Origin of the sequence: Mucilaginibacter sp. (genome assembly GCF_039921305.1) — a bacterium.
Taxonomy (GTDB): Bacteria; Bacteroidota; Bacteroidia; order Sphingobacteriales; family Sphingobacteriaceae; genus Mucilaginibacter.
This window is the reverse complement of record NZ_JBDSCA010000078.1, coordinates 13279-36980: the sequence shown is the minus strand read 5'-3', so window position 1 is coordinate 36980 and position 23702 is coordinate 13279. Positions and strand designations below refer to the sequence as shown.

The window sequence follows — 23702 nt, the reverse complement described above, 5'->3', positions numbered from 1 at the left end:
TGGGATTGCAAAGGTAAGAACCTTTTTTAATATTCAAAGAAAAATGTTTTATTTTTTTTCTTCCGTTTTCCGCCTTTTTCAAAGCTTTTATTACCCCGTTTCCGGGTTGCAAAGGTAGAAATCTTTTTATAAGTTCCAAATAAATAATTTTTATTTTTCTACTTGATTTTTAACCTTGCACTTTTCAAAAAACGACCCTCTTTTTTCAATTGGGATTGCAAATGTAGGGATAATTATACCACTCAACCAAACTAAATTAGCTAATAGTTGTATATGGTTTTTAACGTGCTGAATTACAGTCTGAAATAATGTATGGGGTATTCAATATATAGCCTTAGGTAATAGCCATAACACAGAAAATGCGATGAAGACCTATTGATCCATCGCATTAAATTGGTATAAACTATTTGTAAATTCTTCCCGTAAAGAACAAAAAGGCTGTAAAAATTAATACTGACCTGTAGATAGCAGCACCAAAGTACAGGCTTCGATAGTTTCAATACCCTTTTCTTCGGCCATTTTTTCTAACTCGGGGTTCTCGGTACCGGGGTTAAATATGATGCGTTTGGGATTGGTTCCTAATATATAGTTGTAGAGCGGCGGCTGATTGCGCGTACCTATATATAAGGTAAGGGTATCTACATCGTGATGCAGCACTTCGGGGCGTTCAATTTCTACCCCGGCTACCGCTCCTTTTTTAATGCCTACATTAATAATATCGTGTCCGTTTTTTACCAAACGGTTTGCTGCGAGATATGCGTACCGGCTGGCATCCGGCGATGCACCTAATACTAATGTTTTTTTGTTAGCCATTGATCTTTCTGTTTAATGTTATATAGTATATATAGCACACGGGTATGACTCTAATGTAGCGTCTTCATTAAACCACTTTAAATGCCGCCGATGCGCAATTAATACCATCTATTGCAGCAGAAATTATGCCACCCGCGTATCCAGCCCCTTCTCCGCAAGGAAATAATCCAGAAATTTGTGGGTGCTGCAGCGTTTCTTTATCACGCGGAACCTTAATTGGGGATGATGTGCGCGACTCTACTCCTACCAAAATAGCTTCGTTAGTATAATAACCTTTCATTTTACGACCGAAGGCAGGCAGCGCTTTTTGCAGACGCTGGTGTATCCATAAAGGTAACACCTCTTTTAGCTCTACACTTTTTGTGCCGGGCAGGTATGAGTTGACCGGCAAACTGGCAGATTGTCGGCCTTCTACAAAATCAACCATGCGCTGGCCCGGTGCAACCAGTTTGCCACCGCCTGCTTTAAAGGCCAGTTGCTCTATACTGTGCTGAAAATTGTGCATCCGGAAGGGATCGTCCATATCGCCGGGAACATCTTCCATGTTTACCTGCACCACGGTACCCGAGTTGGCGAAGGGGTTGTTGCGTTTGGATGGGCTCCATCCGTTCACTACAATTTCGTTATGATCTGTTGCGCAGGGGGCGATGATACCGCCGGGACACATACAGAATGAGAATACTCCCCTATCATCAACCTGTTCTACCAAACTATAATAGGATGGGGGGAGAAATTCGCCACGGTTTTCGCAATGGTATTGGGCCTGGTCTATAATATACTGCGGATGCTCGATGCGGACACCGAGCGCGAAAGGTTTGGCTTCGATCAGAATATTCTGACTGTGTAGCATTTGGAACACATCAGCAGCGGAATGGCCTGTTGCCAGTATAACGGCGCTGGCTTTAATATGATCGCCGTTGGCGATTTTAACCCCTATTATTTTACTGAACTGAATATCTAAAGCGGTTACCTTACAATCGAAATGGATTTCGCCACCTGCATTTTGAATGGTTTCGCGAATGGCGGTTATAATTTGGGGTAATTTATTGGTACCGATGTGCGGGCGGGCATCTATTAATATATCTTCGGCGGCGCCATGGGCTACAAAGGCTTTGAGCACTTCGTTCACATCGCCACGTTTGGTTGAGCGGGTGTAGAGCTTACCATCCGAATAAGTTCCGGCTCCGCCCTCGCCAAAGCAATAGTTTGATTCGGGGTTCACAATACCTTGTTTGTTGATATCGGCCAGATCGCGTCGGCGTTGCTTTACATCTTTACCACGCTCCAGTACTATCGGCTTTAAGCCTAACTCTATACAACGTAAAGCGGCAAATAGTCCAGCTGGCCCCGCTCCTATTATAATAACCGATTTAGCATCGTTAATATTAGGATACTTTATAGTATAGCTTTCGGGCATGGGCTGCTCATCAATAAATACTTTGACCTGCATTCGGTAAACTACTTTGCGGCCACGCGCATCGATGGATCTTTTAAGTATTTTGAGTGATGTTATTTTATTGGGTTGAATTTTGAGCGTGACGGCGGCTATTCGTTTCAGCGCGCTTTCGTCTTCATGCTCTTCGGGCAGGGCAACTATTTCGAGTTCTTTTGTCATAATGTGTCGGGTTATTATCCCGAATGGAAACAAAGGTAGCTATTTTGTGTATTATGATATAGTTAACCATCAATCACACATCATGAAAAAGATATTATCAGCATTAGTCATTATTATAGCGGCCATGGGGCTGAGTTCGTGCAGTTATAACAGCATGACCCGGATGGACGAAAACGTAAAATCGAAATGGAGCCAGGTAGAAAATAACTATCAACGCCGCTCTGACCTGATACCTAATTTAGTAGCTAGTGTAAAGGGAGCGGCTAATTTTGAGAAAAGTACGCTAACCGATGTAATTAACGCGCGGGCAAACGCGACTAAGGTAACGGTTGATCCTACCAAATTAACTCCGGAAACTATTCAAAAGTTCCAGGCAGCGCAAGGTGAGTTAAGTAGCGCTTTAGGTAGATTAATGGTTGTAACCGAAAATTACCCGGATCTGAAAAGCAATCAGAATTTTTTGGGATTACAGGCTCAATTGGAAGGCACAGAGAATAGAATTACCGTTGCACGCCAAGATTTTAATACCGCCGTGCAGGATTATAATAGTAAGATACGGGCTTTCCCGGCTAATATAACTGCTAAAATGTTTGGATTTAGTGAGAAAGGTTACTTTCAGGCAGATCCAGGTAGCGAGAAAGCACCTACCGTAAATTTTGACGATACTACAAAGAAAAAGTAATGGCTTTATTTACTGATGAAGAACAAGAGCGGATTCGGCAGGCCATTGTGCAGGTTGAAGAAAATACGTCGGGCGAGGTGCGGGTTTGTGTAGAGAAAAGCTGTAGCGAAGATGTATTATTACGCGCGGCTAAATACTTTGAAAGCCTGGATATGGAAAAAACCGAGCAGCGCCACGGGGTATTAATATACCTGGCTACAGCCGACCGCAAGTTTGCCATTATTGGCGATAAAGGAATTAACAGCGTTGTTGCGGTTGATTTTTGGGATACTACCAAGAATGCCATGCTTGAGCATTTTAAAAATGGCGACTTAATTGAAGGCATTGTAGTGGGCCTGAGAATAGCCGGTGAACAACTCCAAAAATATTTTCCGAATGGGGATAACAAAAACCCGAACCAATTGCCGGATGATGTGGCTTTTATGGATGGCGATTAATTTAAAACTCAATGTTTAAAAGACTCATAATAATTTGCCTGTTACTATTATCTGCCAGTTTGGTGTTTGGGCAGAATTTCCCACCGAAATCAAATACGCTGGTTACAGATCAAACCGGTACGCTTAACGCGGACCAGGCCTCATCGCTGGAAAGCAAATTGGTGGCCTTTGATGATTCTACATCTACACAGATCGCGGTGGTGATCATTAAATCGGTTGGTAATCATGATATCAATCAATACGGTACAGGTTTAATCAGGGCCTGGGGTATTGGTACCAAGGATAAAAACAATGGGATATTGGTTTTAGTTGCCCTGGATGATCACAAAGTTAGTATCAATACAGGCTATGGTGCCGAGGGTGCCGTTCCGGATATTGTTACTCATCAAATTATAGAGAACGATATTAAACCCAACTTTAAACAAAACAAATATTACGAGGGGCTTGACGCGGCAACCAACTCTTTGATTGCACAAATGAAAGGCGAATATAAAGCCGCCACCAAAAAACAGCGTGTTATTAATGATAATGGCGGTGGTAATGGCAACGGCATTGGTGTGATTGTAATTATTGTTGTAGTGATATTGGTTATTATATTCCGCAGCAGAGGCGGTGGTGGCGGGCATGTTATTGGCCGGGGTGGAAGTAGTAATCCGTTAATGTGGTTTTTGATGGGCTCGGCCTTGAGCGGCCGTGGTGGCGGGGGATTTTTTGGTGGCGGGGGCGGTGGTAGCTCTGGCGGTGGCGGAGGATTTGGTGGTTTTGGTGGCGGCAGCTCCGGCGGTGGCGGATCAAGCGGAAGCTGGTAATTCATTAGTCATTAGTCATTAGTCATTAGTCATTAGTCATTAGTCAAAATTGGCTTTGCTGATTATTGTTTTAAATTTGGGGTTTAATATCAACTATGCGTAATCTTACCTGGAAAAAACTGTCTTCAACTTATGTACATACCGGCCCCTGGGCCACTTTACGCCGCGATACTTGTGAACTGCCTGATGGCCGGATTAACGATAGCTATTATGTTTTAGAATATCCTAACTGGAGCAACGCTGTCGCTTTTACAGAGGAGGGGAAGATATTAATGGTTAGACAATACCGCCACGCGGCAGAAATTGTATCGTTAGAATTACCGGGGGGAGTAATTGAAAAAGGTGAAGACCCGGCAGATGCCATTAAACGCGAACTGCTTGAAGAAACAGGTTATAGTTTTGATGAAGTTGAACAGATAGCTGTTGTTTACGCTAACCCCGCTACCGGTAACAACCATACCTATTGTTATATAGCCAAAGGCGGTAAGAAAACGCACGCGCAAGATTTGGACGAACACGAGGACATTATTGTAGAAGAATATACCATTGCCGAGGTTAAACAACTATTGGCCGAAAACAAAATTGCACAAGCTCTGCATTGTACCAATTTGTTTTACGCGTTGATGAGGTTGGGTGAATTGAAATAAGACTAAGATTTCACTATTGTGTATATTGATGACAGAACTAATATCCCAATAAATACAGAGAGAGCAATCCATGTTAATTTTTTTAATGGATTCAAAAACAGCATTCTAAATTCTTCTTGTTTCTTAACATCTATTAGTTTATTAATTGTTACTGCTACAAATGAATTATTTATAACGTAAAATGTAACAGTTGCATGAATAACAAAAAAAAGGATAATCCAACTTTTTAGATTAAAATTTGACGTCCTAAGAGGGCCTTCAACAAATCCATCATGAGGTACAATTGTTTTGACTATTGTAAAATAGAAAATATAAAAAAAGTACCAGCAAAAGAAAGCAAACGGTATATAAGCATTTATTTTAAACAGGGTTGATTTTTTATCAGAAAGCCTGTTAAAGCTTAATACCAAATAAGTTTGATAGGACACAATAAGCCCCAAGCTTAAAACAGAAAGAACATTCGCAATAGCAAAACTAAGTGGATAATGAAATTCTAATATAATACAACCCAATATAAATGGTAAGAAAAGTAATATTATTTGCCCCTGATTTAGTTTGAATTTCATTGTTTTTAAGGTTCTATACTAATATACCATTCTAAAATCCAAATCATAAAAAAAGCGCATCTTAATTGAAGTGCGCTTTTTTTATGATTTGGAGAGTCAATTTAAGACATTTTTAATTTCTTTTGGATATCGGCTACGTAGCCTTTGAATTTTTTATCGGTATCGATCAGGTCTTCTACAGTTTGGCAGGCGTAAATTACTGTGGAGTGATCGCGGCCGCCGAAGAAGCTGCCGATTGATTTTAGTGAACTTTTGGTGTGTGCCTTGGCCAGGTACATTGATATTTGACGGGCCTGTACAATTTCACGTTTGCGGGTTTGTGATTTTACCATTTCTATCGGTACCTCAAAATATTCGCAAACCAGATTTTGAATGTATTCCATCGAGATCTCTTTAGTAGAGTTTTTGATGAAATTTTTGAGCATTTGCTTGGCCAGGTTCAAATCTATTTCCTTGCGGTTTAGGGTTGATTGTGCCAGCAAGGATACCATAGCGCCTTCAAGTTCGCGCACATTGTTATCTATGTTATGGGCTACATATTCTATTACCTCGTTTGGCAAGTCAATACCATCCTGGTAAATTTTGGTTTTTAGGATGGCCATACGGGTTTCCAGATCAGGGATCTGCAAATCTGCCGAAAGGCCCCATTTGAAACGTGATAGTAAGCGCTCCTCTAAACCGGCCAGATCTTTAGGCGCTTTATCTGATGTGATGATCAGTTGCTTGCCCGACTGGTGCAGGTGGTTGAAGATATGGAAAAAGAAATCCTGTGTTTTTTCTTTACCGGCAAAGTTGTGTACATCATCCATGATGAGCACATCAATAGCCTGGTAAAAATTCACAAAATCGTTAATGTTATTGTGTTTTAAGGCGTCAACAAATTGCTGGGTAAATTTCTCGCACGATACATATAATACCAGCTTATCTGGCAGGGTACGTTTGATCTCGTTACCGATGGCTTGTGCCAGGTGAGTTTTACCTAAACCAACACCGCCGTATATCATTAACGGGTTGAAAGATGTACCACCCGGTTTAGCGGCAACAGCATAACCTGCAGAGCGGGCCAGACGGTTACAATCGCCTTCGATAAAACTATCGAAAGTGTAATTGCGGTTTAATTGCGGATCAACCTGTAGCTTTTTTAATCCCGGTATCACAAAAGGATTTTTGATATCCTTATTGATAGAGATAGGGATGGGCATTGATTGATTTTTACCCTCGGCACCGTTTCCGTTTGATGGCATATTGGTAGTATATGGTTTGCTTGATGATGATTGCTCAACAACAATGTTATACTCCAAACGTCCTTCTTCGCCTAATTGTTTTTTTATTGTTTTACGTAGCAGGCCAACGTAGTGCTCTTCGAGCCATTCGAAGAAGAATAAACTTGGTACTTGTATGGTTAATACGCTACCCTCCATCCTTAAGGCTTTGATAGGCTCGAACCAGGTTTTAAAACTCTGGGCCGGGATGTTGTCCTTAATGATCTGCAAGCAGCTATTCCAAACGTTAGTACAAGTTTTTTCCATTTACTTTTTATTAATTTATTGATTTTCAAACCCCCTGCTTACCTTTTGAGGGGGCGGCTTGGGAACATCGAATATTGAAAAAAATATCTAACAAAAAAATTAATTTTTCAATTATTCAACAATACCTTATAAAGTGCTCTGTAACACGTTAGTTACTGCAAAATATGCTTTTTTATACGTTTAAACGCACAAAATGGTTGCGCACGACAAAATTTTCCTATAATTAAAATATTAAATTTTCAATTAAATCTGGGCTTTGGCGGGAGGGTAAAATTAAGATAAAAAAATGGTAAGAGCCTAATCAATTTTGAATTAAATTCAAGTTAGATTACTATTGCGATACGTGTAATAGATATCGATTAGTATTCGCCAAAAACTGAGCGCATTGTATTGGCAATTTCACCCAGGGTGGCATAACATTCAACCGCGGTTAGGATATATGGCATGAGGTTTTGGGTGCCTTTGGCCGCTTGCTTCAACTCACTTAATGCTTTTTGGACGGCAGAATTGTCGCGTTCGGCGCGTAACTGTTTTAATTTTTCGATCTGCATCAGGCGGATAGAATCGTCAACACGAAAAAGTTCGATACCTTTTTCTTCTTCCTGCGTAAAGCGGTTTACCCCTACTACAATCTGCTGGCCGCTCTCGATATCGTTTTGATGCTGATAGGCTGATCTGGCAATTTCTTGCTGCATGTAATCCTGCTCAATGGCCTTTACTGATCCGCCCATGGCGTCTATCTTATCTATATAGAGTTGCGCGGCGGCTTCAAGCTCATCGGTCAGGGTTTCTATAAAGTACGATCCTGCCAAAGGGTCAACGGTATCGGTAACACCACTTTCGTAGGCGATGATCTGTTGGGTACGCAGGGCAACTTTGGCGGCGGCTTCTGTTGGCAGGGACAGCGCTTCGTCATACCCATTGGTATGTAATGATTGTGTGCCACCCAAAACCGCGGCCATAGCCTGGTTGGTTACGCGCACAATGTTATTCATGGGTTGTTGGGCGGTAAGTGTAGAGCCGCCTGTTTGGGTATGGAAGCGCAGTTTTTGCGCGCCGGGGTCGGTCGCGCCAAGCTCTTTGGTAATATGCGCCCACATGCGGCGGGCGGCCCGGAACTTCGCTATTTCTTCGAAAAAGTTGTTATGACAATTAAAGAAAAACGAAAGACGCTTGGAGAACACATTAATATCCAAACCTTTTTCTATTGCCGCCTTTAAATAAGTTTTACCATTGGCCAAAGTAAAGGCCAGTTCCTGAACGGCGGTTGAGCCGGCTTCGCGGATATGGTAGCCTGATATGGAAATGGTGTTCCACTTGGGCACTTCATGGCTGCAATACTCAAACACATCGGTAATTAAGCGCATGGATTGCTGCGGCGGGTATATATAGGTACCGCGCGCGGCGTACTCTTTTAAGATATCGTTCTGGATGGTTCCGGAGATCTGGCTGATATCGGCTCCCTGCTTTTTGGCGAAGGCGATGTACATAGCCAGCAGGGTTGCCGCTGTGGCATTGATCGTCATGGAGGTGGTGATCTTTTGCAGATCGATACCATTGAACAGGATCTCGATATCTTTTAACGAGTCGATTGCTACGCCCACTTTACCTACTTCGCCATCGGCAAGATCATGATCGGAATCATAACCTATTTGAGTTGGCAAATCGAACGCTACGGAGAGGCCCATAGTGCCTTGACTTAAAAGGTAATGGTAGCGCTTGTTAGATTCTTCGGCGGTTGAAAAACCGGCGTATTGCCTCATCGTCCACGGGCGGCCGCGGTACATGTCTTTTTGAATCCCTCGTGTAAACGGGAACTCGCCTGGAAGTTCGTTCATTGGCTTATCGGCCTTTGTATAAACTTCGCGGATAACGATACCTGATGAGGTGCTGATCTTTTTATCTAACATGGCTGGATCAGAAAAACACTTCCATATCCTCGCGGATCACCGACAAGGCGATATCATAAGGATTTTCTTCGAGCATGGTTAAGTGGGTTAATACCACACGGCTCAAATCTAAACCGGTTGCACCTTCGGGTAAACCTTTAACCGCGTTTGTGATAATAGCTATGGTATCATCTTTTACCCGGCGGGTAACTCCCCAGGAGCGGGTGCTCACATAAATTTGCTGGGTTACATTGTGCTGAAACTCTTCGCGTAATTCGCTCACGGCCATGGTTTGCAGTTCGGCTGCGCTGTAAACTGTGCTATTTAAACGCAAAAGCATATTGGCCGGATTGGCGCGCTCAATAAACAATACTAAACGCTCGTAAGCCTGTAAACGTAAAGGGAGTATTTGTGTGGTGAGTGATTTTTTATACTCAAGCAGCTGGTATTTATCGGCTTTATCTAATTGTGGCTTAATGAGATAGTAAGCGGCACCAAATATAAGCATGCCTGCAACAAAGTACTTTATAACATCGAATATATATAAGTATGGTTCCATAATTTTTTGAAAATGTTAGTCGGGTGTCATAAACCTACACCGGGGAACAAAACTCCACATTTTGCCTTATATTTGCATATCAAAATAAAAATAAGATGAGTACTGCTATAGAAACCGCTGTTGCACCTGTTACATTCACTATTGGTGCTGTAAAAGAGCTTGTAAAATTAAAAGATCAGCAAGAGCTGAACGATGATTTTGGGTTGCGCATTGGCGTTGAAGGCGGCGGCTGCTCGGGCATGAGCTATGTTTTAGGTTTTGACCAGCCTAAAGACGGCGACCAGGTATTTTATATTGATGGCATTAAGGTTTATATGCACAAAGCGCATGGCTTGTACCTTGCCGGCATGCAGATTGATTTTCAGGATGGTTTGAATGCCCGTGGGTTTACTTTTAATAACCCGAATGCGGCGAGCACCTGTGGTTGCGGTACTTCATTTTCGGTATAGTCCCTAACCATCTAAAGGGAGAATTTATTTCTTACTATTTCCCCCCTTGCTACTTGGGCCTCTCTTAAAAATTAAGTCAGGTTGGAGTTAGAAAGTGTTTTTAAAACCTACTTTATCCCCCCTTTGCTGACTGAATCCATTCTTTATTTAAGTTAATGATCAGATAAAAAAAAGTTTTTAAAAACTTACTTTATCCCCCCTATAACTTATTCCAGTTATTTAAGTTATTGTTACCTGTTATCCCAAACAAAACAGCTAATCATATCTAAAGGGTCAGCAAAATCATACCAATCAGTTAAATCAAAGGTGAAAACAATTAACTTGCGCTATCAGTTAATTCCATCATGAAAGCTATCGTTATTACCCATCCTGGCGGACCGGAAGTTTTGCAGATACAGGATCGGCCTAAGCCTCTACCTAAAGCTGGCGAGGTGCTGATCAAAGTTGAAGCCGCAGGTGTTAACCGGCCAGACGTGGCGCAGCGTAAGGGCAACTATCCGCCGCCTGCAGGCGCTTCCGTTGATATACCGGGATTGGAGGTTGCGGGAACTATTGTTGAGCTTGGAGCCGATGTGAGGCGATGGAATATTGGTGACAAAATTTGCGCTTTGGTAATTGGCGCGGGTTATGCTGAGTATTGTGCCATCCCGGAAGGGCAATGCTTACCTGTTCCGGATAATTTGACGATGGTTGAAGCGGGATCATTACCTGAAACCTTTTTTACCGTTTGGAGCAATGTTTTTGATAGGGGCAATTTACAACCCGGCGAAAGCTTGCTGCTGCATGGCGGATCGAGCGGTATTGGGGTTACGGCTATCCAAATGGCTAAAGCTTTGGGCAGTACGGTTTATGTAACGGCGGGGAGTGATGACAAGCTCCGCTTTTGCGAAAAACTTGGCGCCGACCATGCCATTAATTACAAGACTGAGAACTTTAAGGACGCCATTTTAAAACTGACCGATAATAAAGGCGTGGACGTTATTTTAGATATGATCGGCGGCGATTATACGCCCGATAATATCAAATGCCTTGCGAATGACGGCAGACTGGTGCAGATCAATAGCATGAAAGGTAAAGAGGTTAAGCTTGATCTGGCTGAGGTGATGCGTAAGCGTTTGATCATTACCGGTTCCATGCTGCGCAGTAGAGATATTGAGTTTAAATCGGCTATAGCCCGGAATTTGGAGGAGCATATTTGGCCGCTGCTGGCATCGGGAAAGATCAAACCGGTGATCTATAAAACTTTTTCGGCCGAGCACGCTGCTGAGGCTCATAGGTTAATGGAGAGCAGTGAGCATATGGGGAAGATAGTGATTAGCCCCCTAACCCCCTGAAGGGGGAACTGATTTGCAAGTTTTATAGCAATCCAATTTCTGGACAAACAAAAAAGCCGTTCCATGAAAAGTGGAACGGCTTGATATAAAACTATGAATCACAATTATTATGGGAATGTTACACCGTTATAATTAGCAACGTTAACTTGTTGAAGGCTCGCTCCGTATTGGCTATTGATCACTTTAATAAATTCGTTAGCTACTATGGCATAACCGCGAGGGGTTAAGTGTACACCATCTAACGAGAAGATACCACCACTGATATAACCTGAATTAAGGTTTACACCGTTAATAACCAATCCGGTTGTTTTAACGTTGGTTAAGAAGGTAAAGGCATCAAACACCCCCAAACCTTTAGATGCTGCTACAGATTTGATAGTAGCGTTGTATGAGCTCACATAATCCTGAACTAAAGATATTTCGTTAGCATCTAACACATATTGAGTTTCGATAGGGTTACGCGGATCTAAACCATAAGGGTATGGATTGGTAGTAACACCACCAACTACAGTTGGTGCTCCCATTTTACTTGTAGGGAATGTTAAAACGATCAAATCGTTAGCCGTTGCTAAACGCGGAACATAGGTGGTAACGCTCGCGTTGTTTGATGCACGCGCATTGATGTATAAACCGGTTACAGTTGGTGCTGCTTTTTGCACACCTGCCAGTACGGCTGCTACGGTTACTGTAGTAAAGTACGGCACAGTTGTAACATCGGGTACGGTAGCGCAAACGCCTTTGGCGCCGGTTGCGGTTAATTTAGCAATTACGGCTGCGTATTTTGTAGCAAATACGGTTTTATCTGTTAAAACATCACCAGCTCCACCGCTTGTAGCATAACCTAACGCATCGTTATTACCTAACCAGTTGGTAAAAAAGGTGAACGATTTTGTAGTTACAAAATCCTGGTAAGATGTGGTAATGGTTGGGCTGCTGTTGGTGAACATACGCTCAAAGTAGCCGTTTGCATTACCATAACCAGGATTATCAACATCGTTTAATTTAATGCCCGGTACACCATAGTTTTCTAAAGCACCTGTATATTTTGTAAACAATACATAGGTACTTGGGCCTAAAGTTATAGTGCCCCTAACAGCCGTTTGCGGCACATCTGCTAATATTGGTGAGCCATTGGCATCAAAACCTGTTAGTTTTTTGTAGCCAGAACCACTGGCCTGAGCAGCATCAAACAATGGCTGACCGAAGCTGCCACCGCCTACGGCCTGCATTTGCGCTGCTATCATGCTCGGGAATGAATTTTGCTGACCGGCAAGGTATAAACCGCCATCGGCATAGCCTGACGTTAGGGAGTTACCCACGGCAATGTACCTTGTAAAATCGGCAGAGCCTTTGCTGGGGGTTGGCGCATCAATTGTTGGCTTACAGGCGGCGATGCTTGCCGTTGCTGCCAGTATATATAAGTAATGTTTAAAATTCTTCATATTGTTATTGATTAAATAAGATTACCAGTGATAAGCAAGTGATATACCCGGAATAAATACGTTAGTTTGGAAGGTACCCGATAGTTGAGATTCGATGTTGGTTTGGGTACGTGGATTTACGTGCTCGTATTCGAACGACAGATCAAGATCTAAGCTTTTAGCAACCTTGTAGCCTAAACCACCCGTAACGTAATACCTGTTGGCATCAGGAGCTTCAGGGGTTACATAACCGTCCTGAACCGGAGTTATACCATAACCGCCACCAAAACGTAAGGCTGTTTTTGTGGTCGCTTTGTATTCGGCGCCACCTCTAAAGGCAAAACCATCACGGTAATTACGGGCAGAGCGTGTATTTTGCAATGCAGCTGTAGTTGTACTGTAAGTAAAATCTAACGAAGTGTATGGGGTCCAGTCAACGTAGTTAATATCTATAGCCAACGTCCAATCTTTAGAAGGATAGAAACCTAAGCCCAATGTCATGGTTGATGGTAGAGGGATTGATGCGGCGAAGGTTCCGTTAGGGAAACTGCTTGTTAATGCATTTGGAACTGTGAAAGTGGTTTTACCCGCTTCTATTTTGGTATCAACCTGTGAGCGATAGGTTAAACCAACTGTCATACCAACTTCGGTTTTGATGTAAATACCAGCATTCCAACCGTAGCCGTGGCCGCTGCCGTCTAATTCGGCTTTACCATCAGCAGCGCCTGCGCTGGCCAACGGAATAGCTTTAGTTAAGTTTACCTTACCGTAGTTATAAACAAAACCACCGCCAATACTAATATAATCGGCCAGTTTAATACTTAAAGTAGGTTGAAAATAAATCGCCTTAAGATCAAGGCTCTCTAATACGTATTTACCTTGCCAGCTATTGCCCCAATCCGTTAAACCACCAAATGGTGTATATACACCGAGGCCCAATTTCCATGGTGCATTTTTTGGCCCCCAAACTGCATAGGCTGTAAATGGTGTAGCTACTTTATTGGCAACATTATATTGGGTACTGCTACCCGCTGGTAAAAAAGCTGATTTAAACAGAAGTGGACTTACGCCCCCCTGGATATAATTTTCGGGCAGCATGGCTACTGCTCCGGGGTTAAACAATACAGAAGCCCCATCCTGTACCAACGCTGCACCTGTGTGCCCCATTCCAATTTGCTTTTGTCCGTGCAAATTAACCTGAAAACCTTGCGCCATGCCTAAAAAAGGCACAAACGTAAGCCCGATCAATAGTATTCTTCTCATAATTTTTAGTTTACGCCCGGTTTATGGGGTATTAATTGGTTTATTATACAAACATAATAAATAATTACTTTTACTATGCATACATAGTAAATTTTTTGATTATTTTTTTTATCCGCAACAAATGGTGCTTAAATGGCAATAAAAGCAGTAAAGCGCTATTTTCTTCACAATAAATACTGCGTTAAAGCACGGGTTTGGCAGTGTTTAAAATGTTGTGCATAAAATATTTAATTGGGTGTTTGATTATCGGTTATAAAGCGTATTTTTGCAACCCGTAAATAGACTTGGTTTATCAAGGATTTAATAATATAAAGAATTACCAAAAAATAGTATGCCAAACATTGGAAAAATATCGCAAATCATTGGTCCGGTAGTTGACGTTAGCTTCGCTGATGACGCTCAATTGCCACGTATCTTTGACGCTTTAGAGATCACGAAAGACAACGGACAGAAGATTGTTCTTGAAGTTCAACAACATTTAGGTGAAGATCGTGTACGTGCCATCGCGATGGACTCGACTGACGGGTTACTGCGCGGTATGCCGGTACTTGATACCAAATCACCTATTAAAATGCCTGTTGGCGATCAAATTAAAGGTCGTTTGTTAAACGTTGTAGGCCAGGCTATTGATGGTATCGATCAATTAGATAATTCAGTTGGTGCCCCTATCCACGCTAAACCGCCAAAGTTTGATGAGTTATCAACCGAAACTGAGGTTTTATTTACAGGTATCAAGGTTATCGATTTGATCGAACCTTATGCAAAGGGTGGTAAAATTGGTTTATTCGGTGGTGCCGGTGTAGGTAAAACCGTATTGATCATGGAGTTGGTAAACAACATCGCGAAAGCATATGCTGGTTTATCGGTATTTGCCGGTGTAGGTGAGCGTACCCGTGAGGGAAATGACTTGCTACGTGAGTTTATCGAATCAAACGTAATTAACTATGGTGACGCTTTCAAACATTCAATGGAAGAAGGCGGATGGGATCTATCAGTAGTTGATAAAGAAAAATTAAAAGAATCAAAAGCAACATTGGTTTTCGGCCAGATGAACGAGCCTCCTGGTGCACGTGCACGTGTGGCTCTGTCAGGTTTGACGGTTGCTGAATATTACCGTGACGGTGATGGCGAAGGCCAGGGAAAAGATATCCTTTTCTTCGTTGATAACATCTTCCGCTTTACGCAGGCAGGTGCTGAGGTATCAGCGTTATTGGGTCGTATGCCATCAGCGGTAGGTTACCAGCCAACACTGGCTACCGAAATGGGTTTGATGCAAGAACGCATCACATCAACCAAACGCGGTTCAATTACATCAGTACAAGCGGTATACGTACCTGCGGATGATTTAACTGACCCTGCACCGGCAACAACGTTTGCCCACTTGGATGCTACCACTTCATTATCACGTAAAATTGCCGAGTTAGGTATCTATCCTGCGGTTGATCCATTAGATTCAACTTCACGTATCCTAAGTGCTGCTATTTTAGGTGATGAGCATTACAATACAGCTCAACGTGTGAAAGAAATTTTACAACGTTACAAAGAACTTCAGGATATCATTGCCATTTTAGGTATGGATGAGTTATCCGAAGAAGATAAATTAACGGTAACCCGCGCTCGTCGTGTTCAACGTTTCTTATCACAACCATTCCACGTGGCCGAGCAATTCACCGGATTAAAAGGTGTATTGGTTGACATTAAGGATACCATTAAAGGTTTCAACATGATTATGGATGGTGAAGTTGATGAGTACCCTGAAGCAGCATTTAACTTAGTAGGTACTATTGAGGATGCTATTGAAAAAGGTAAGAAACTATTAGCGGAAGCGAATAACTAAGATTTGAATACATAAATGTGAGATTTGAGATAAACTCGAATCTCACATTAAAATAAAGGATCTGAGTTAGTCTGTTTGAGAAAACATCTCATATCTTACATCTCAAATCTCATATCTAAACAAAATGAATTTAGAAATACTTACTCCCGATAAAAAAGTGTTTGAAGGCGAGGTTAGATCGGTAACCGTACCCGGTGCTATGGGATCATTCGAAATATTGAACAACCACGCTCCTATCATCTCAACTTTGGATGATGGTAAACTGATCGTTCGCGGAAGCGGGAAAGAAGAAGTTTACCTGATTAAAGGTGGTGTTGTTGAAGTATTGAACAACAAGGTAATGGTTTTAGCTGAGGGTATTATTCATCGATAATTCTATCGATAGGAAAACTTATTTTAAAAGCCTCTCGATATAAATATCGGGAGGCTTTTTTTATGTCATCAGAATTCAAGTTTTTCAGACTCGCCCCTCGTTTTAGGCAGAATTTTACCTTTTTATACCAATTACGATTTCGGTATACCGTATACCAAAAGTAACTTTGGTATACGGTATACCGATAATAATTTTCATATAAGGCATATTACAAAATAAAATATGCAATTTAAACGCCAGGCAGAATTATATACTTATTTCAAAAAAATCAAATTAGCTATTGCACCTGTATCATTAAGTATTTAACTTACAGATATACAATTTAACCCGCAGATGAACCCAAAATCAGTACAGCAAACAAGCGCTATTGACACATACTTATTAAGTGTGGTCAGCAATGCACTGCTCAGTATTCTGGGTATACAAATCGCACTGATTCTGATTCCGGTGCATACAGGGGATAAGCGTTTTAACCAATAACAAACAAAATATAAAAGCGACGCCTTCCCCACTAAAATAGAGAAGGCGTTTTTTGTAAAGACTAAATTTAAACATCAGCTACTATATATAATAACATGAGTTCGACAACAGATACCATACAGGATATAGAATTGAACAAGTACAGTAAAGTATTAACGCAAGACCCAACTCAACCTGCGGCACAAGCCATGCTTTACGGCATTGGTTTAACCGAGGATGATATGAAGAAAGCTCAGATTGGTATTGCCAGCATGGGTTACGATGGTAATACCTGCAACATGCACCTGAACGATTTAGCCGCCATTGTTAAAGAAGGTGTTTGGAAAGAAGACCTGGTAGGACTAATATTCAACACTATTGGCGTGAGCGATGGTATGAGTAATGGTACCGAAGGTATGCGTTACTCGTTAGTGAGCCGCGATGTTATTGCCGATTCTATAGAAGCTGTTTGTGGCGCCCAATATTACGATGGTTTAATTGCCTTGCCCGGATGTGATAAAAATATGCCGGGTACAATTATGGCAATGGGCCGTTTAAACCGTCCATCAATTATGGTATACGGTGGTACTATTAAACCCGGCCACTATAAAGGCGAAGATTTAAATATTGTTTCGGCTTTCGAAGCTTTAGGTAAAAAGATAGCTGGCCAGTTAGACGATTTTGATTTTAAAGAGATCATTAAAAATGCCTGCCCAAGCGCTGGCGCTTGTGGTGGCATCTATACAGCTAATACCATGGCCGCTGCTATTGAGGCTTTGGGTATGAGCTTGCCTTACTCCTCTTCAAATCCCGCCTTGAGCGACGAGAAAAAAGCGGAATGTTTAGCAGCAGGTGCGGCTGTAAAAGAGTTATTGGCTAAAGATATTAAGCCAAGCGATATCATGACCCGCGCGGCATTCGAAAATGCTATAGTAACCATTATGGTTTTAGGCGGATCAACAAACGCGGTATTGCACTTAATTGCCATGGCAAAAAGTGTTGATGTGAAATTAACGCAAGATGATTTCCAGACGGTAAGTAACCGCATCCCTGTTTTGGCAGATATGAAGCCAAGCGGTAAATATATGATGGAAGACCTGCACAAAGTAGGCGGCGTACCGGCGGTAATGAAATACTTACTTGCACAAGGCTGGTTAGATGGTAGCTGTTTAACCGTTACCGGGAAAACAATTGCCGAGAACTTAGAATCGGTACCAGCATTTGACTTTGATACACAAAAAGTGATATGGCCTGTTGAGGCTCCGGTTAAAGCTACCGGCCACTTACAAATATTATACGGTAACCTTGCCGAAGGTGGCAGCGTTGCCAAGATCAGCGGTAAAGAGGGTACACACTTTGAAGGCCCCGCTCGTGTATTTGATGGCGAGTTTGAATTAATTGCAGGTATACAAAGCGGTAAAGTTAAGGCTGGCGATGTAGTTGTTATTAAAAACGTAGGCCCTAAAGGCGCTCCGGGTATGCCCGAAATGTTGAAACCAACATCGGCCATATTTGGCGCTGGTTTAGGTAGTTCAGTAGCTTTGATTACCGATGGGCGTTTTAGCGGTGGCACGCACGGTTTTGTGGTAGGCCACATCACACCGGAATGTTTTGATGGTGGATTATTAGGCTTGGTTAATGATAATGATCCTATTATTATTGATGCCATTAACAATACTATCGACGTAAAAATTAGCGATGAGGAAATTGCGAAACGTCGCGCGGCATGGGTACAGCCAAAACTCCGAGTCAGCAAAGGTTTGTTATATAAATATGCCAAATCGGTAAGTACAGCTGCAGAAGGTTGTGTTACTGATGAATAGGCCCTACCCCCCTAAAGGGGGAACAAGAGTGATAGATAATTAACAGAAGAGAAATCCGAAATCGAAAATTCGATATCCGAAATGAATAAAGACATGGAAGTTGCACAACAGGAATTAGCAGTTGAACCGAAGAAAAAAGAAACCGTAAACGTTTCTGGTTCAGTCGCCTTATTGGAAGCGCTAATAGCCGAAGGTACCGAAACTATTTTTGGTTACCCGGGCGGCGCCATAATGCCTATTTACGATGCATTGTACGACTATAATGATAAATTACAACACATACTGGTTCGCCACGAGCAAGGTGGTATTCACGCTGGCCAGGGCTACGCCCGTACATCAGGCAAAGTAGGCGTTGTTTTCGCGACAAGCGGACCTGGCGCTACCAACCTGATCACCGGTTTGGCTGATGCTCAGATTGACAGCACACCTTTAGTATGTATCACCGGGCAAGTATTCGCGCACCTTTTAGGTACCGATGCTTTCCAGGAAACTGATGTGATCAACATTACCACCCCCGTTACCAAATGGAACTACCAGGTAACCGACGCTAATGAGATTCCTGAAGTTATCGCCAAAGCATTCTATATCGCTAAAAGCGGCAGACCAGGACCGGTTTTGATAGATATTACCAAAAATGCCCAAATACAAAAGTTTGATTTTGAAGGTTATGTAAAATGTAATCATATCCGGAGCTACAGGCCAAAACCTATCATCCGCCATACTTATATTGAGCAGGCGGCAGCGTTGATCAATAGCGCTAAAAAGCCATTCATCTTATTCGGACAGGGTGTAATATTAGGCAGTGCCGAGCAAGAGTTTAAGGCCTTTGTTGAAAAGAGCGGTATCCCTGCAGCATGGACAGTTTTAGGTGCAGGAGCTATCCCTACAGATCACCCTTTAAACGTGGGTATGTTAGGTATGCACGGTAACTACGGCCCTAATGTTTTAACTAACGAGTGCGATGTATTGATCGCTATCGGGATGCGTTTTGACGACCGTGTTACAGGCCGTTTAGATAAATATGCCAAACAGGCCCAGGTTATCCATTTGGATATTGACCCTGCCGAGATCGACAAAAACGTAAAATCAACCGTTCCGGTTTGGGGCGATTGTAAAGAAACCCTTCCCCTGTTAACCAAATTGGTTAAAGAGAAAGAACATGCAGCATGGTTAGCCCTATTTAACGATTATACCCGTAAAGAGGTTGAAGCTGTTATTCATGATGAATTGAACCCAACAAGTGGTGAAATGACCATGGGCGAGGTTATCAACCAATTAAACGCGATAACTAAAGGTGAGGCTATTATTGTTACTGATGTTGGCCAGCACCAAATGGTGGCTTGCCGTTATGCCAAGTTTAACAATACCCGCAGTAATGTTACCAGTGGTGGTTTAGGTACAATGGGCTTTGCTCTACCTGCCGCCATAGGCGCTAAGTTTGGCGCTCAGGATAAAACGGTTGTTGCCATTATTGGCGATGGCGGTGTGCAGATGACTATTCAAGAATTAGGCACCATTATGCAAAGTGGTATTGATGTGAAGATCATCATTCTGAATAATCGTTTCCTGGGTATGGTTCGCCAATGGCAGGAGTTGTTTAACGAACGTCGTTACTCTTTTGTTGATATTCAAAGTCCCGATTTTGTGGCTGTAGCTGCTGCTTACCGCATTGCAGGTAAAAAGATAGATGAGCGTGAAGAATTGATACCTGCTTTAACCGAAATGTTGAACCACAAAGGTTCTTTCCTTTTAGAAGTTTTTGTTACTAAAGAGAACAATGTATTCCCGATGGTTCCACAAGGTTGCAGCGTAAGCGAGATACGTTTGAAGTAAGATTAAGGAGCAAGGAACAAAGATCAAAGAAACAGCATCATGAGCGAGCAATTAACAGATAGACAAGAATATAACATAACGGTTTATACCGAAAACCAGATAGGGTTATTGAACCGTATCGCTATCATTTTCACCCGTCGTAAAATAAATATAGATAGCCTTAACACTTCACCTTCAGAGATCGAAAGTATTCACCGTTTTAATATCGTAATAACCGAATCGGAAGATGTGGTGCGGAAACTTTGCCGCCAGATTGAAAAACAGGTTGAGGTATTGAAAGTGTACTACCATACCAACGAAGATGTGATTTGGCAGGAACTGGCTTTGTACAAAGTATCTACAGACATCATCGCCGAAAAGGTAAGCGTTGAGCGTTTATTACGAGAGAACGGCGCCCGCGCGGTAGTGATCCGTAAAGATTATACAGTGTTCGAAACAACCGGTCACCGTGAGGAAACAGATCAGTTGATCAAAATACTTCAACCTTTTGGCCTGATAGAATTTGTACGCAGCGCCCGTGTAGCTATTATTAAAGATAGCGAAGGCTTTAACAGCAAACTGCGTGAGTTTGAGCGTTTAGAACCAGGTGAAGATGTTTACGAAAACGAATACCTGAACAAAGGCGAGAAAGTGTTCACGATGTAAGCTTGAAGCATAAAAATGACAGATCAGGTAACCATAGATACACAACCGGTAGCATACCCGGCAATTAAAGAAGATACGGAGCGTCACAATTTTACGATGCCGTCTGAAACTTTAACCTGCTCTTTGTTACGCACCTTGGCGGCTTCAAAACCGGCTGGCAGGTTTTTGGAATTGGGTACCGGTACAGGTTTATCAGCCGCCTGGATATTGGATGGTATGGATCGGGCATCCAAGTTAACATCGATAGATAATAATGTGGATGTGCTGATCATCGCACAAAAGCATTTAAAAGATAACCGCTTAACACTGATATGTGCCGATGGTAATGACTGGATAACCGATAACAGCGGTAATAAATACGATTTCATATTTGCCGATGCATGGCCTGGTAAATACCATATGCTGAACGAAACGCTGGCGATGTTGAATAAAGGCGGAATGTATATCATTGATGATATGTTGCCCCAGCCAAACTGGCCCGCAGGTCACCAGGAATTAGTAAACCAGTTGATAGTTGATCTGGAAGAGTGCGAAGATCTGATCATCACCAAACAAAACTGGGCATCAGGCATCGTAATTTGTGTAAAAAAGTAGTAGAGAGTATAAATTAAAAATCAACAAATAAACAATAGTATGGAACCGGTGGAAGCAAAACCCATCGGTGAAATCAAAAAACAAATCAAAATCATGGCAATACTAAATTTCGGCGGAACTGATGAGAATGTAGTAACCCGCGAAGAGTTCCCGTTAGCTAAAGCACAGGAAGTATTAAAAAACGAAACTGTAGCGGTTATCGGTTACGGTGTACAGGGCCCAGGTCAGGCGCTTAACCAAAAAGACAATGGCATCAACGTAATTGTTGGTCAGCGTAAAGATTCAAAATCATGGGACAAAGCAGTTCGTGATGGTTTTGTACCGGGCGAAACTCTTTTTGAAATTGAAGAAGCGTTAGAAAAAGGAACCATCATTTGCTACCTATTGAGCGATGCAGCTCAGATAGCTTTATGGCCAACTGTTAAAAAACACTTAACTCCGGGTAAAGCATTATATTTTTCTCACGGTTTTGGTATTACTTTTAAAGAGCAAACCGGCATCATCCCTCCTGCTGATGTGGATGTATTTTTGGTTGCTCCAAAAGGGTCTGGTACTTCATTGCGCCGTATGTTCTTGCAAGGTCGCGGCTTAAACTCAAGCTACGCTATCTTCCAGGATGCTACAGGTAAAGCGTCTGATCGTGTTATCGCTTTGGGTATCGCGGTTGGTAGCGGTTACTTGTTCGAAACCAACTTCAAAAAAGAAGTATATAGCGATTTAACTGGCGAGCGTGGTACTTTGATGGGATGTATCCAGGGTATCTTCGCAGCTCAGTACGATGTATTACGCAGCAAAGGTCACACACCATCAGAAGCTTTCAACGAAACTGTTGAAGAATTAACTCAATCGTTAATGCCATTAGTTGCAGAAAACGGTATGGATTGGATGTATGCTAATTGCTCAACTACAGCACAACGTGGTGCTTTGGATTGGTGGAAAAAATTCCGTGATGCTACTAAACCGGTATTCGAAGAATTATACGAAAGCGTTGCTACAGGTAAAGAATCACAACGTTCTATCGACAGCAATAGCCAACCGGATTACCGCGAAAAACTGGATGCTGAATTAGCAGAACTACGCGATAGCGAACTTTGGCAAGCAGGCAAAACTGTACGCAGTTTACGCCCTGAGAACCAACCGGTAGAAGCATAATATTTAAGACAGTATCAAGTAGCGAGTATCAGGTATCAAGAGTAAAATCTCAAACCATACTAACTACTTGATACTTGATACTTGATACTAACTACTCGATACTAACCAGATGAAATGGAACGCTGAATTATACGATCAAAAGCACGCCTTTGTATCCCAGTTTGGGGAGAACGTGGTTGATTTACTGGAAGTAAAACCCGGTGAGCGTATCCTTGATATTGGTTGTGGTACGGGTTATTTGGCAAATCACATTCAAAGCTTAGGTGCCGATGTTGTTGGTACCGATCTATCTCCGGATATGATCGCGAAAGCAAAAGCTACCTACCCTGATGTTAAGTTTGAAGTTGCCAACGCATCTGATTTTAGTTTCGATAAAAAGTTTGATGCCGTATTTAGTAACGCGGCATTGCATTGGGTAAAAGATCATGATGGCATGATGCGCTCTGTTTACAACAGCCTTAAACCCGGCGGCCGCTTTGTTGCCGAAATGGGAGGCAAAGGCAATGTTGGTTTACTGATAGCAGCCACCAAACAGGTTTTAGAAAAATACGGTTACCACAAACAAACCGAGATAGAGTTATGGCGCTTCCCATCGTTAGGTGAATATTCCCGCGAACTGGAGCAGCATGGTTTTAGAGTAACCTTCGCCATTCACTTTGACAGGAAAACTCCTTTACAGGATGGCGATCAGGGTGTAGCAAAATGGATAACCATGTTTGGCTCACCATATTTTGAAGGCGTTAACGCCGAACACAAGCAAGAAATGCTTAAAGAAATTACAGAGATACTACGTCCATCTTATTGTGAAGACGGACAATGGTACTCTGATTATAAGAGATTACGCTTTGTAGCGGTAAAGGAGTTGTAAGTTTTCAGTTGTGAGTTAACAACTCACAATAAAAACCAACAACCATCAACTATAAGCTAAACAGAATAAGAACTGAAAACTGTCAACTAAAAACTGACAACTAAA

General features: G+C 42.2%; 22 protein-coding genes. 14 read left to right on the top strand and 8 right to left on the bottom strand.

Annotation, left to right across the window (positions count from 1 at the left end):
• Window positions 1–447 precede the first annotated feature (447 nt).
• Window positions 448–813, bottom strand: coding sequence for a CoA-binding protein (locus ABIN91_RS22445; protein ID WP_348053859.1), 366 nt, complete (start codon window positions 811–813; stop codon window positions 448–450).
• A gap of 67 nt (window positions 814–880) precedes the next feature.
• A complete protein-coding gene (locus ABIN91_RS22440; protein WP_348053858.1) occupies window positions 881–2428 on the bottom strand; it encodes an FAD-dependent oxidoreductase in 1548 nt (515 codons plus the stop codon).
• Window positions 2429–2510: 82 nt separating this feature from the next.
• On the opposite strand from ABIN91_RS22440, the gene ABIN91_RS22435 reads away from it, so the two are divergent.
• The 4 genes from ABIN91_RS22435 (at window position 2511) to ABIN91_RS22420 (ending at window position 5003) form a co-directional block, all read left to right on the top strand.
• Window positions 2511–3110 (top strand): LemA family protein, encoded by a 600-nt coding sequence (locus ABIN91_RS22435; protein ID WP_348053857.1) that lies wholly within the window; start codon window positions 2511–2513, stop codon window positions 3108–3110.
• Window positions 3110–3547 carry a TPM domain-containing protein gene (locus ABIN91_RS22430; protein ID WP_348053856.1) on the top strand — a complete coding sequence of 146 codons (438 nt, stop codon included), beginning with the start codon at window positions 3110–3112 and terminating at the stop codon, window positions 3545–3547. Before ABIN91_RS22435 ends, ABIN91_RS22430 begins: the two co-directional genes overlap by 1 nt.
• Before the next feature lie 11 nt (window positions 3548–3558).
• On the top strand, window positions 3559–4356 hold the full coding sequence (locus ABIN91_RS22425; RefSeq protein ID WP_348053855.1) for a TPM domain-containing protein: 798 nt from the start codon (window positions 3559–3561) through the stop codon (window positions 4354–4356).
• A 95-nt stretch (window positions 4357–4451) separates the two neighbouring features.
• On the top strand, window positions 4452–5003 hold the full coding sequence (locus ABIN91_RS22420) for an NUDIX hydrolase (RefSeq protein ID WP_348053854.1): 552 nt from the start codon (window positions 4452–4454) through the stop codon (window positions 5001–5003).
• Between the two features lie 2 nt (window positions 5004–5005).
• Here the strand turns inward: ABIN91_RS22420 and ABIN91_RS22415 are convergent, their stop codons facing one another.
• The 4 genes from ABIN91_RS22415 to ABIN91_RS22400 all read right to left on the bottom strand — a co-directional run bounded on the left by ABIN91_RS22415 (window position 5006) and on the right by ABIN91_RS22400 (window position 9546).
• Complete coding sequence (locus ABIN91_RS22415) at window positions 5006–5569, bottom strand: hypothetical protein (protein ID WP_348053853.1); 564 nt, start codon at window positions 5567–5569, stop codon at window positions 5006–5008.
• Window positions 5570–5670: 101 nt separating this feature from the next.
• Entirely contained in the window at window positions 5671–7098 is a 1428-nt protein-coding gene (gene dnaA / locus ABIN91_RS22410) for a chromosomal replication initiator protein DnaA (RefSeq protein ID WP_348053852.1), read from the bottom strand.
• 359 nt (window positions 7099–7457) lie between these two features.
• Window positions 7458–9008: a methylmalonyl-CoA mutase family protein gene (locus tag ABIN91_RS22405; protein ID WP_348053851.1), complete on the bottom strand. Its 1551-nt coding sequence runs from the start codon at window positions 9006–9008 to the stop codon at window positions 7458–7460.
• A 7-nt stretch (window positions 9009–9015) separates the two neighbouring features.
• Window positions 9016–9546: a hypothetical protein gene (locus tag ABIN91_RS22400; RefSeq protein WP_348053850.1), complete on the bottom strand. Its 531-nt coding sequence runs from the start codon at window positions 9544–9546 to the stop codon at window positions 9016–9018.
• 95 nt (window positions 9547–9641) lie between these two features.
• On the opposite strand from ABIN91_RS22400, the gene ABIN91_RS22395 reads away from it, so the two are divergent.
• Window positions 9642–9995: an iron-sulfur cluster assembly accessory protein gene (locus ABIN91_RS22395; RefSeq protein ID WP_348053849.1), complete on the top strand. Its 354-nt coding sequence runs from the start codon at window positions 9642–9644 to the stop codon at window positions 9993–9995.
• A gap of 344 nt (window positions 9996–10339) precedes the next feature.
• On the top strand, window positions 10340–11329 hold the full coding sequence (locus ABIN91_RS22390) for an NAD(P)H-quinone oxidoreductase (RefSeq protein WP_348053848.1): 990 nt from the start codon (window positions 10340–10342) through the stop codon (window positions 11327–11329).
• A 107-nt stretch (window positions 11330–11436) separates the two neighbouring features.
• Here the strand turns inward: ABIN91_RS22390 and ABIN91_RS22385 are convergent, their stop codons facing one another.
• Window positions 11437–12771, bottom strand: a complete 1335-nt coding sequence (locus ABIN91_RS22385; RefSeq protein ID WP_348053847.1) for an SGNH/GDSL hydrolase family protein — start codon at window positions 12769–12771, stop codon at window positions 11437–11439.
• 21 nt (window positions 12772–12792) lie between these two features.
• Complete coding sequence (locus tag ABIN91_RS22380) at window positions 12793–14013, bottom strand: outer membrane protein transport protein (RefSeq protein WP_348053846.1); 1221 nt, start codon at window positions 14011–14013, stop codon at window positions 12793–12795.
• Window positions 14014–14344: 331 nt separating this feature from the next.
• On the opposite strand from ABIN91_RS22380, the gene atpD reads away from it, so the two are divergent.
• The 8 genes from atpD to ABIN91_RS22340 all read left to right on the top strand — a co-directional run bounded on the left by atpD (window position 14345) and on the right by ABIN91_RS22340 (window position 23597).
• Entirely contained in the window at window positions 14345–15850 is a 1506-nt protein-coding gene (gene atpD, locus ABIN91_RS22375) for a F0F1 ATP synthase subunit beta (protein WP_348053845.1), read from the top strand.
• A 124-nt stretch (window positions 15851–15974) separates the two neighbouring features.
• The gene (gene atpC, locus ABIN91_RS22370; protein WP_348053844.1) at window positions 15975–16223 is read left to right on the top strand and encodes an ATP synthase F1 subunit epsilon; all 249 of its coding nucleotides are present in this window, start codon (window positions 15975–15977) and stop codon (window positions 16221–16223) included.
• A 575-nt stretch (window positions 16224–16798) separates the two neighbouring features.
• Window positions 16799–18505 (top strand): dihydroxy-acid dehydratase, encoded by a 1707-nt coding sequence (gene ilvD / locus ABIN91_RS22365; RefSeq protein ID WP_348053843.1) that lies wholly within the window; start codon window positions 16799–16801, stop codon window positions 18503–18505.
• Between the two features lie 93 nt (window positions 18506–18598).
• Window positions 18599–20338, top strand: coding sequence for a biosynthetic-type acetolactate synthase large subunit (ilvB, locus tag ABIN91_RS22360; protein ID WP_348053862.1), 1740 nt, complete (start codon window positions 18599–18601; stop codon window positions 20336–20338).
• Between the two features lie 39 nt (window positions 20339–20377).
• A complete protein-coding gene (gene ilvN, locus ABIN91_RS22355) occupies window positions 20378–20983 on the top strand; it encodes an acetolactate synthase small subunit (RefSeq protein WP_348053842.1) in 606 nt (201 codons plus the stop codon).
• 15 nt (window positions 20984–20998) lie between these two features.
• Entirely contained in the window at window positions 20999–21577 is a 579-nt protein-coding gene (locus tag ABIN91_RS22350; RefSeq protein ID WP_348053841.1) for a class I SAM-dependent methyltransferase, read from the top strand.
• 93 nt (window positions 21578–21670) lie between these two features.
• Entirely contained in the window at window positions 21671–22729 is a 1059-nt protein-coding gene (gene ilvC, locus ABIN91_RS22345) for a ketol-acid reductoisomerase (protein ID WP_348053840.1), read from the top strand.
• A gap of 109 nt (window positions 22730–22838) precedes the next feature.
• Window positions 22839–23597, top strand: a complete 759-nt coding sequence (locus tag ABIN91_RS22340; protein WP_348053839.1) for a methyltransferase domain-containing protein — start codon at window positions 22839–22841, stop codon at window positions 23595–23597.
• The last annotated feature ends 105 nt before the right edge of the window (window positions 23598–23702 follow it).

What these genes read in the sequence shown, in the direction of transcription:
- ilvD (WP_348053843.1), top strand. Translation starts at nt 16,799, where the DNA reads ATGAGTTCGACAACAGATACCATACAGGATATAGAATTGAACAAGTAC.
- ABIN91_RS22340 (WP_348053839.1), top strand. Translation starts at nt 22,839, where the DNA reads ATGAAATGGAACGCTGAATTATACGATCAAAAGCACGCCTTTGTATCC.
- ABIN91_RS22415 (WP_348053853.1), bottom strand. Translation starts at nt 5,569, where the DNA reads ATGAAATTCAAACTAAATCAGGGGCAAATAATATTACTTTTCTTACCA.
- ABIN91_RS22425 (WP_348053855.1), top strand. Translation starts at nt 3,559, where the DNA reads ATGTTTAAAAGACTCATAATAATTTGCCTGTTACTATTATCTGCCAGT.
- ABIN91_RS22440 (WP_348053858.1), bottom strand. Translation starts at nt 2,428, where the DNA reads ATGACAAAAGAACTCGAAATAGTTGCCCTGCCCGAAGAGCATGAAGAC.
- ABIN91_RS22380 (WP_348053846.1), bottom strand. Translation starts at nt 14,013, where the DNA reads ATGAGAAGAATACTATTGATCGGGCTTACGTTTGTGCCTTTTTTAGGC.
- ABIN91_RS22405 (WP_348053851.1), bottom strand. Translation starts at nt 9,008, where the DNA reads ATGTTAGATAAAAAGATCAGCACCTCATCAGGTATCGTTATCCGCGAA.
- ABIN91_RS22395 (WP_348053849.1), top strand. Translation starts at nt 9,642, where the DNA reads ATGAGTACTGCTATAGAAACCGCTGTTGCACCTGTTACATTCACTATT.
- ABIN91_RS22435 (WP_348053857.1), top strand. Translation starts at nt 2,511, where the DNA reads ATGAAAAAGATATTATCAGCATTAGTCATTATTATAGCGGCCATGGGG.
- ABIN91_RS22385 (WP_348053847.1), bottom strand. Translation starts at nt 12,771, where the DNA reads ATGAAGAATTTTAAACATTACTTATATATACTGGCAGCAACGGCAAGC.
- ilvC (WP_348053840.1), top strand. Translation starts at nt 21,671, where the DNA reads ATGGCAATACTAAATTTCGGCGGAACTGATGAGAATGTAGTAACCCGC.
- ABIN91_RS22350 (WP_348053841.1), top strand. Translation starts at nt 20,999, where the DNA reads ATGACAGATCAGGTAACCATAGATACACAACCGGTAGCATACCCGGCA.
- ABIN91_RS22390 (WP_348053848.1), top strand. Translation starts at nt 10,340, where the DNA reads ATGAAAGCTATCGTTATTACCCATCCTGGCGGACCGGAAGTTTTGCAG.
- ABIN91_RS22420 (WP_348053854.1), top strand. Translation starts at nt 4,452, where the DNA reads ATGCGTAATCTTACCTGGAAAAAACTGTCTTCAACTTATGTACATACC.
- dnaA (WP_348053852.1), bottom strand. Translation starts at nt 7,098, where the DNA reads ATGGAAAAAACTTGTACTAACGTTTGGAATAGCTGCTTGCAGATCATT.
- ABIN91_RS22445 (WP_348053859.1), bottom strand. Translation starts at nt 813, where the DNA reads ATGGCTAACAAAAAAACATTAGTATTAGGTGCATCGCCGGATGCCAGC.
- ilvB (WP_348053862.1), top strand. Translation starts at nt 18,599, where the DNA reads ATGGAAGTTGCACAACAGGAATTAGCAGTTGAACCGAAGAAAAAAGAA.
- atpD (WP_348053845.1), top strand. Translation starts at nt 14,345, where the DNA reads ATGCCAAACATTGGAAAAATATCGCAAATCATTGGTCCGGTAGTTGAC.
- ABIN91_RS22400 (WP_348053850.1), bottom strand. Translation starts at nt 9,546, where the DNA reads ATGGAACCATACTTATATATATTCGATGTTATAAAGTACTTTGTTGCA.
- ilvN (WP_348053842.1), top strand. Translation starts at nt 20,378, where the DNA reads ATGAGCGAGCAATTAACAGATAGACAAGAATATAACATAACGGTTTAT.
- ABIN91_RS22430 (WP_348053856.1), top strand. Translation starts at nt 3,110, where the DNA reads ATGGCTTTATTTACTGATGAAGAACAAGAGCGGATTCGGCAGGCCATT.
- atpC (WP_348053844.1), top strand. Translation starts at nt 15,975, where the DNA reads ATGAATTTAGAAATACTTACTCCCGATAAAAAAGTGTTTGAAGGCGAG.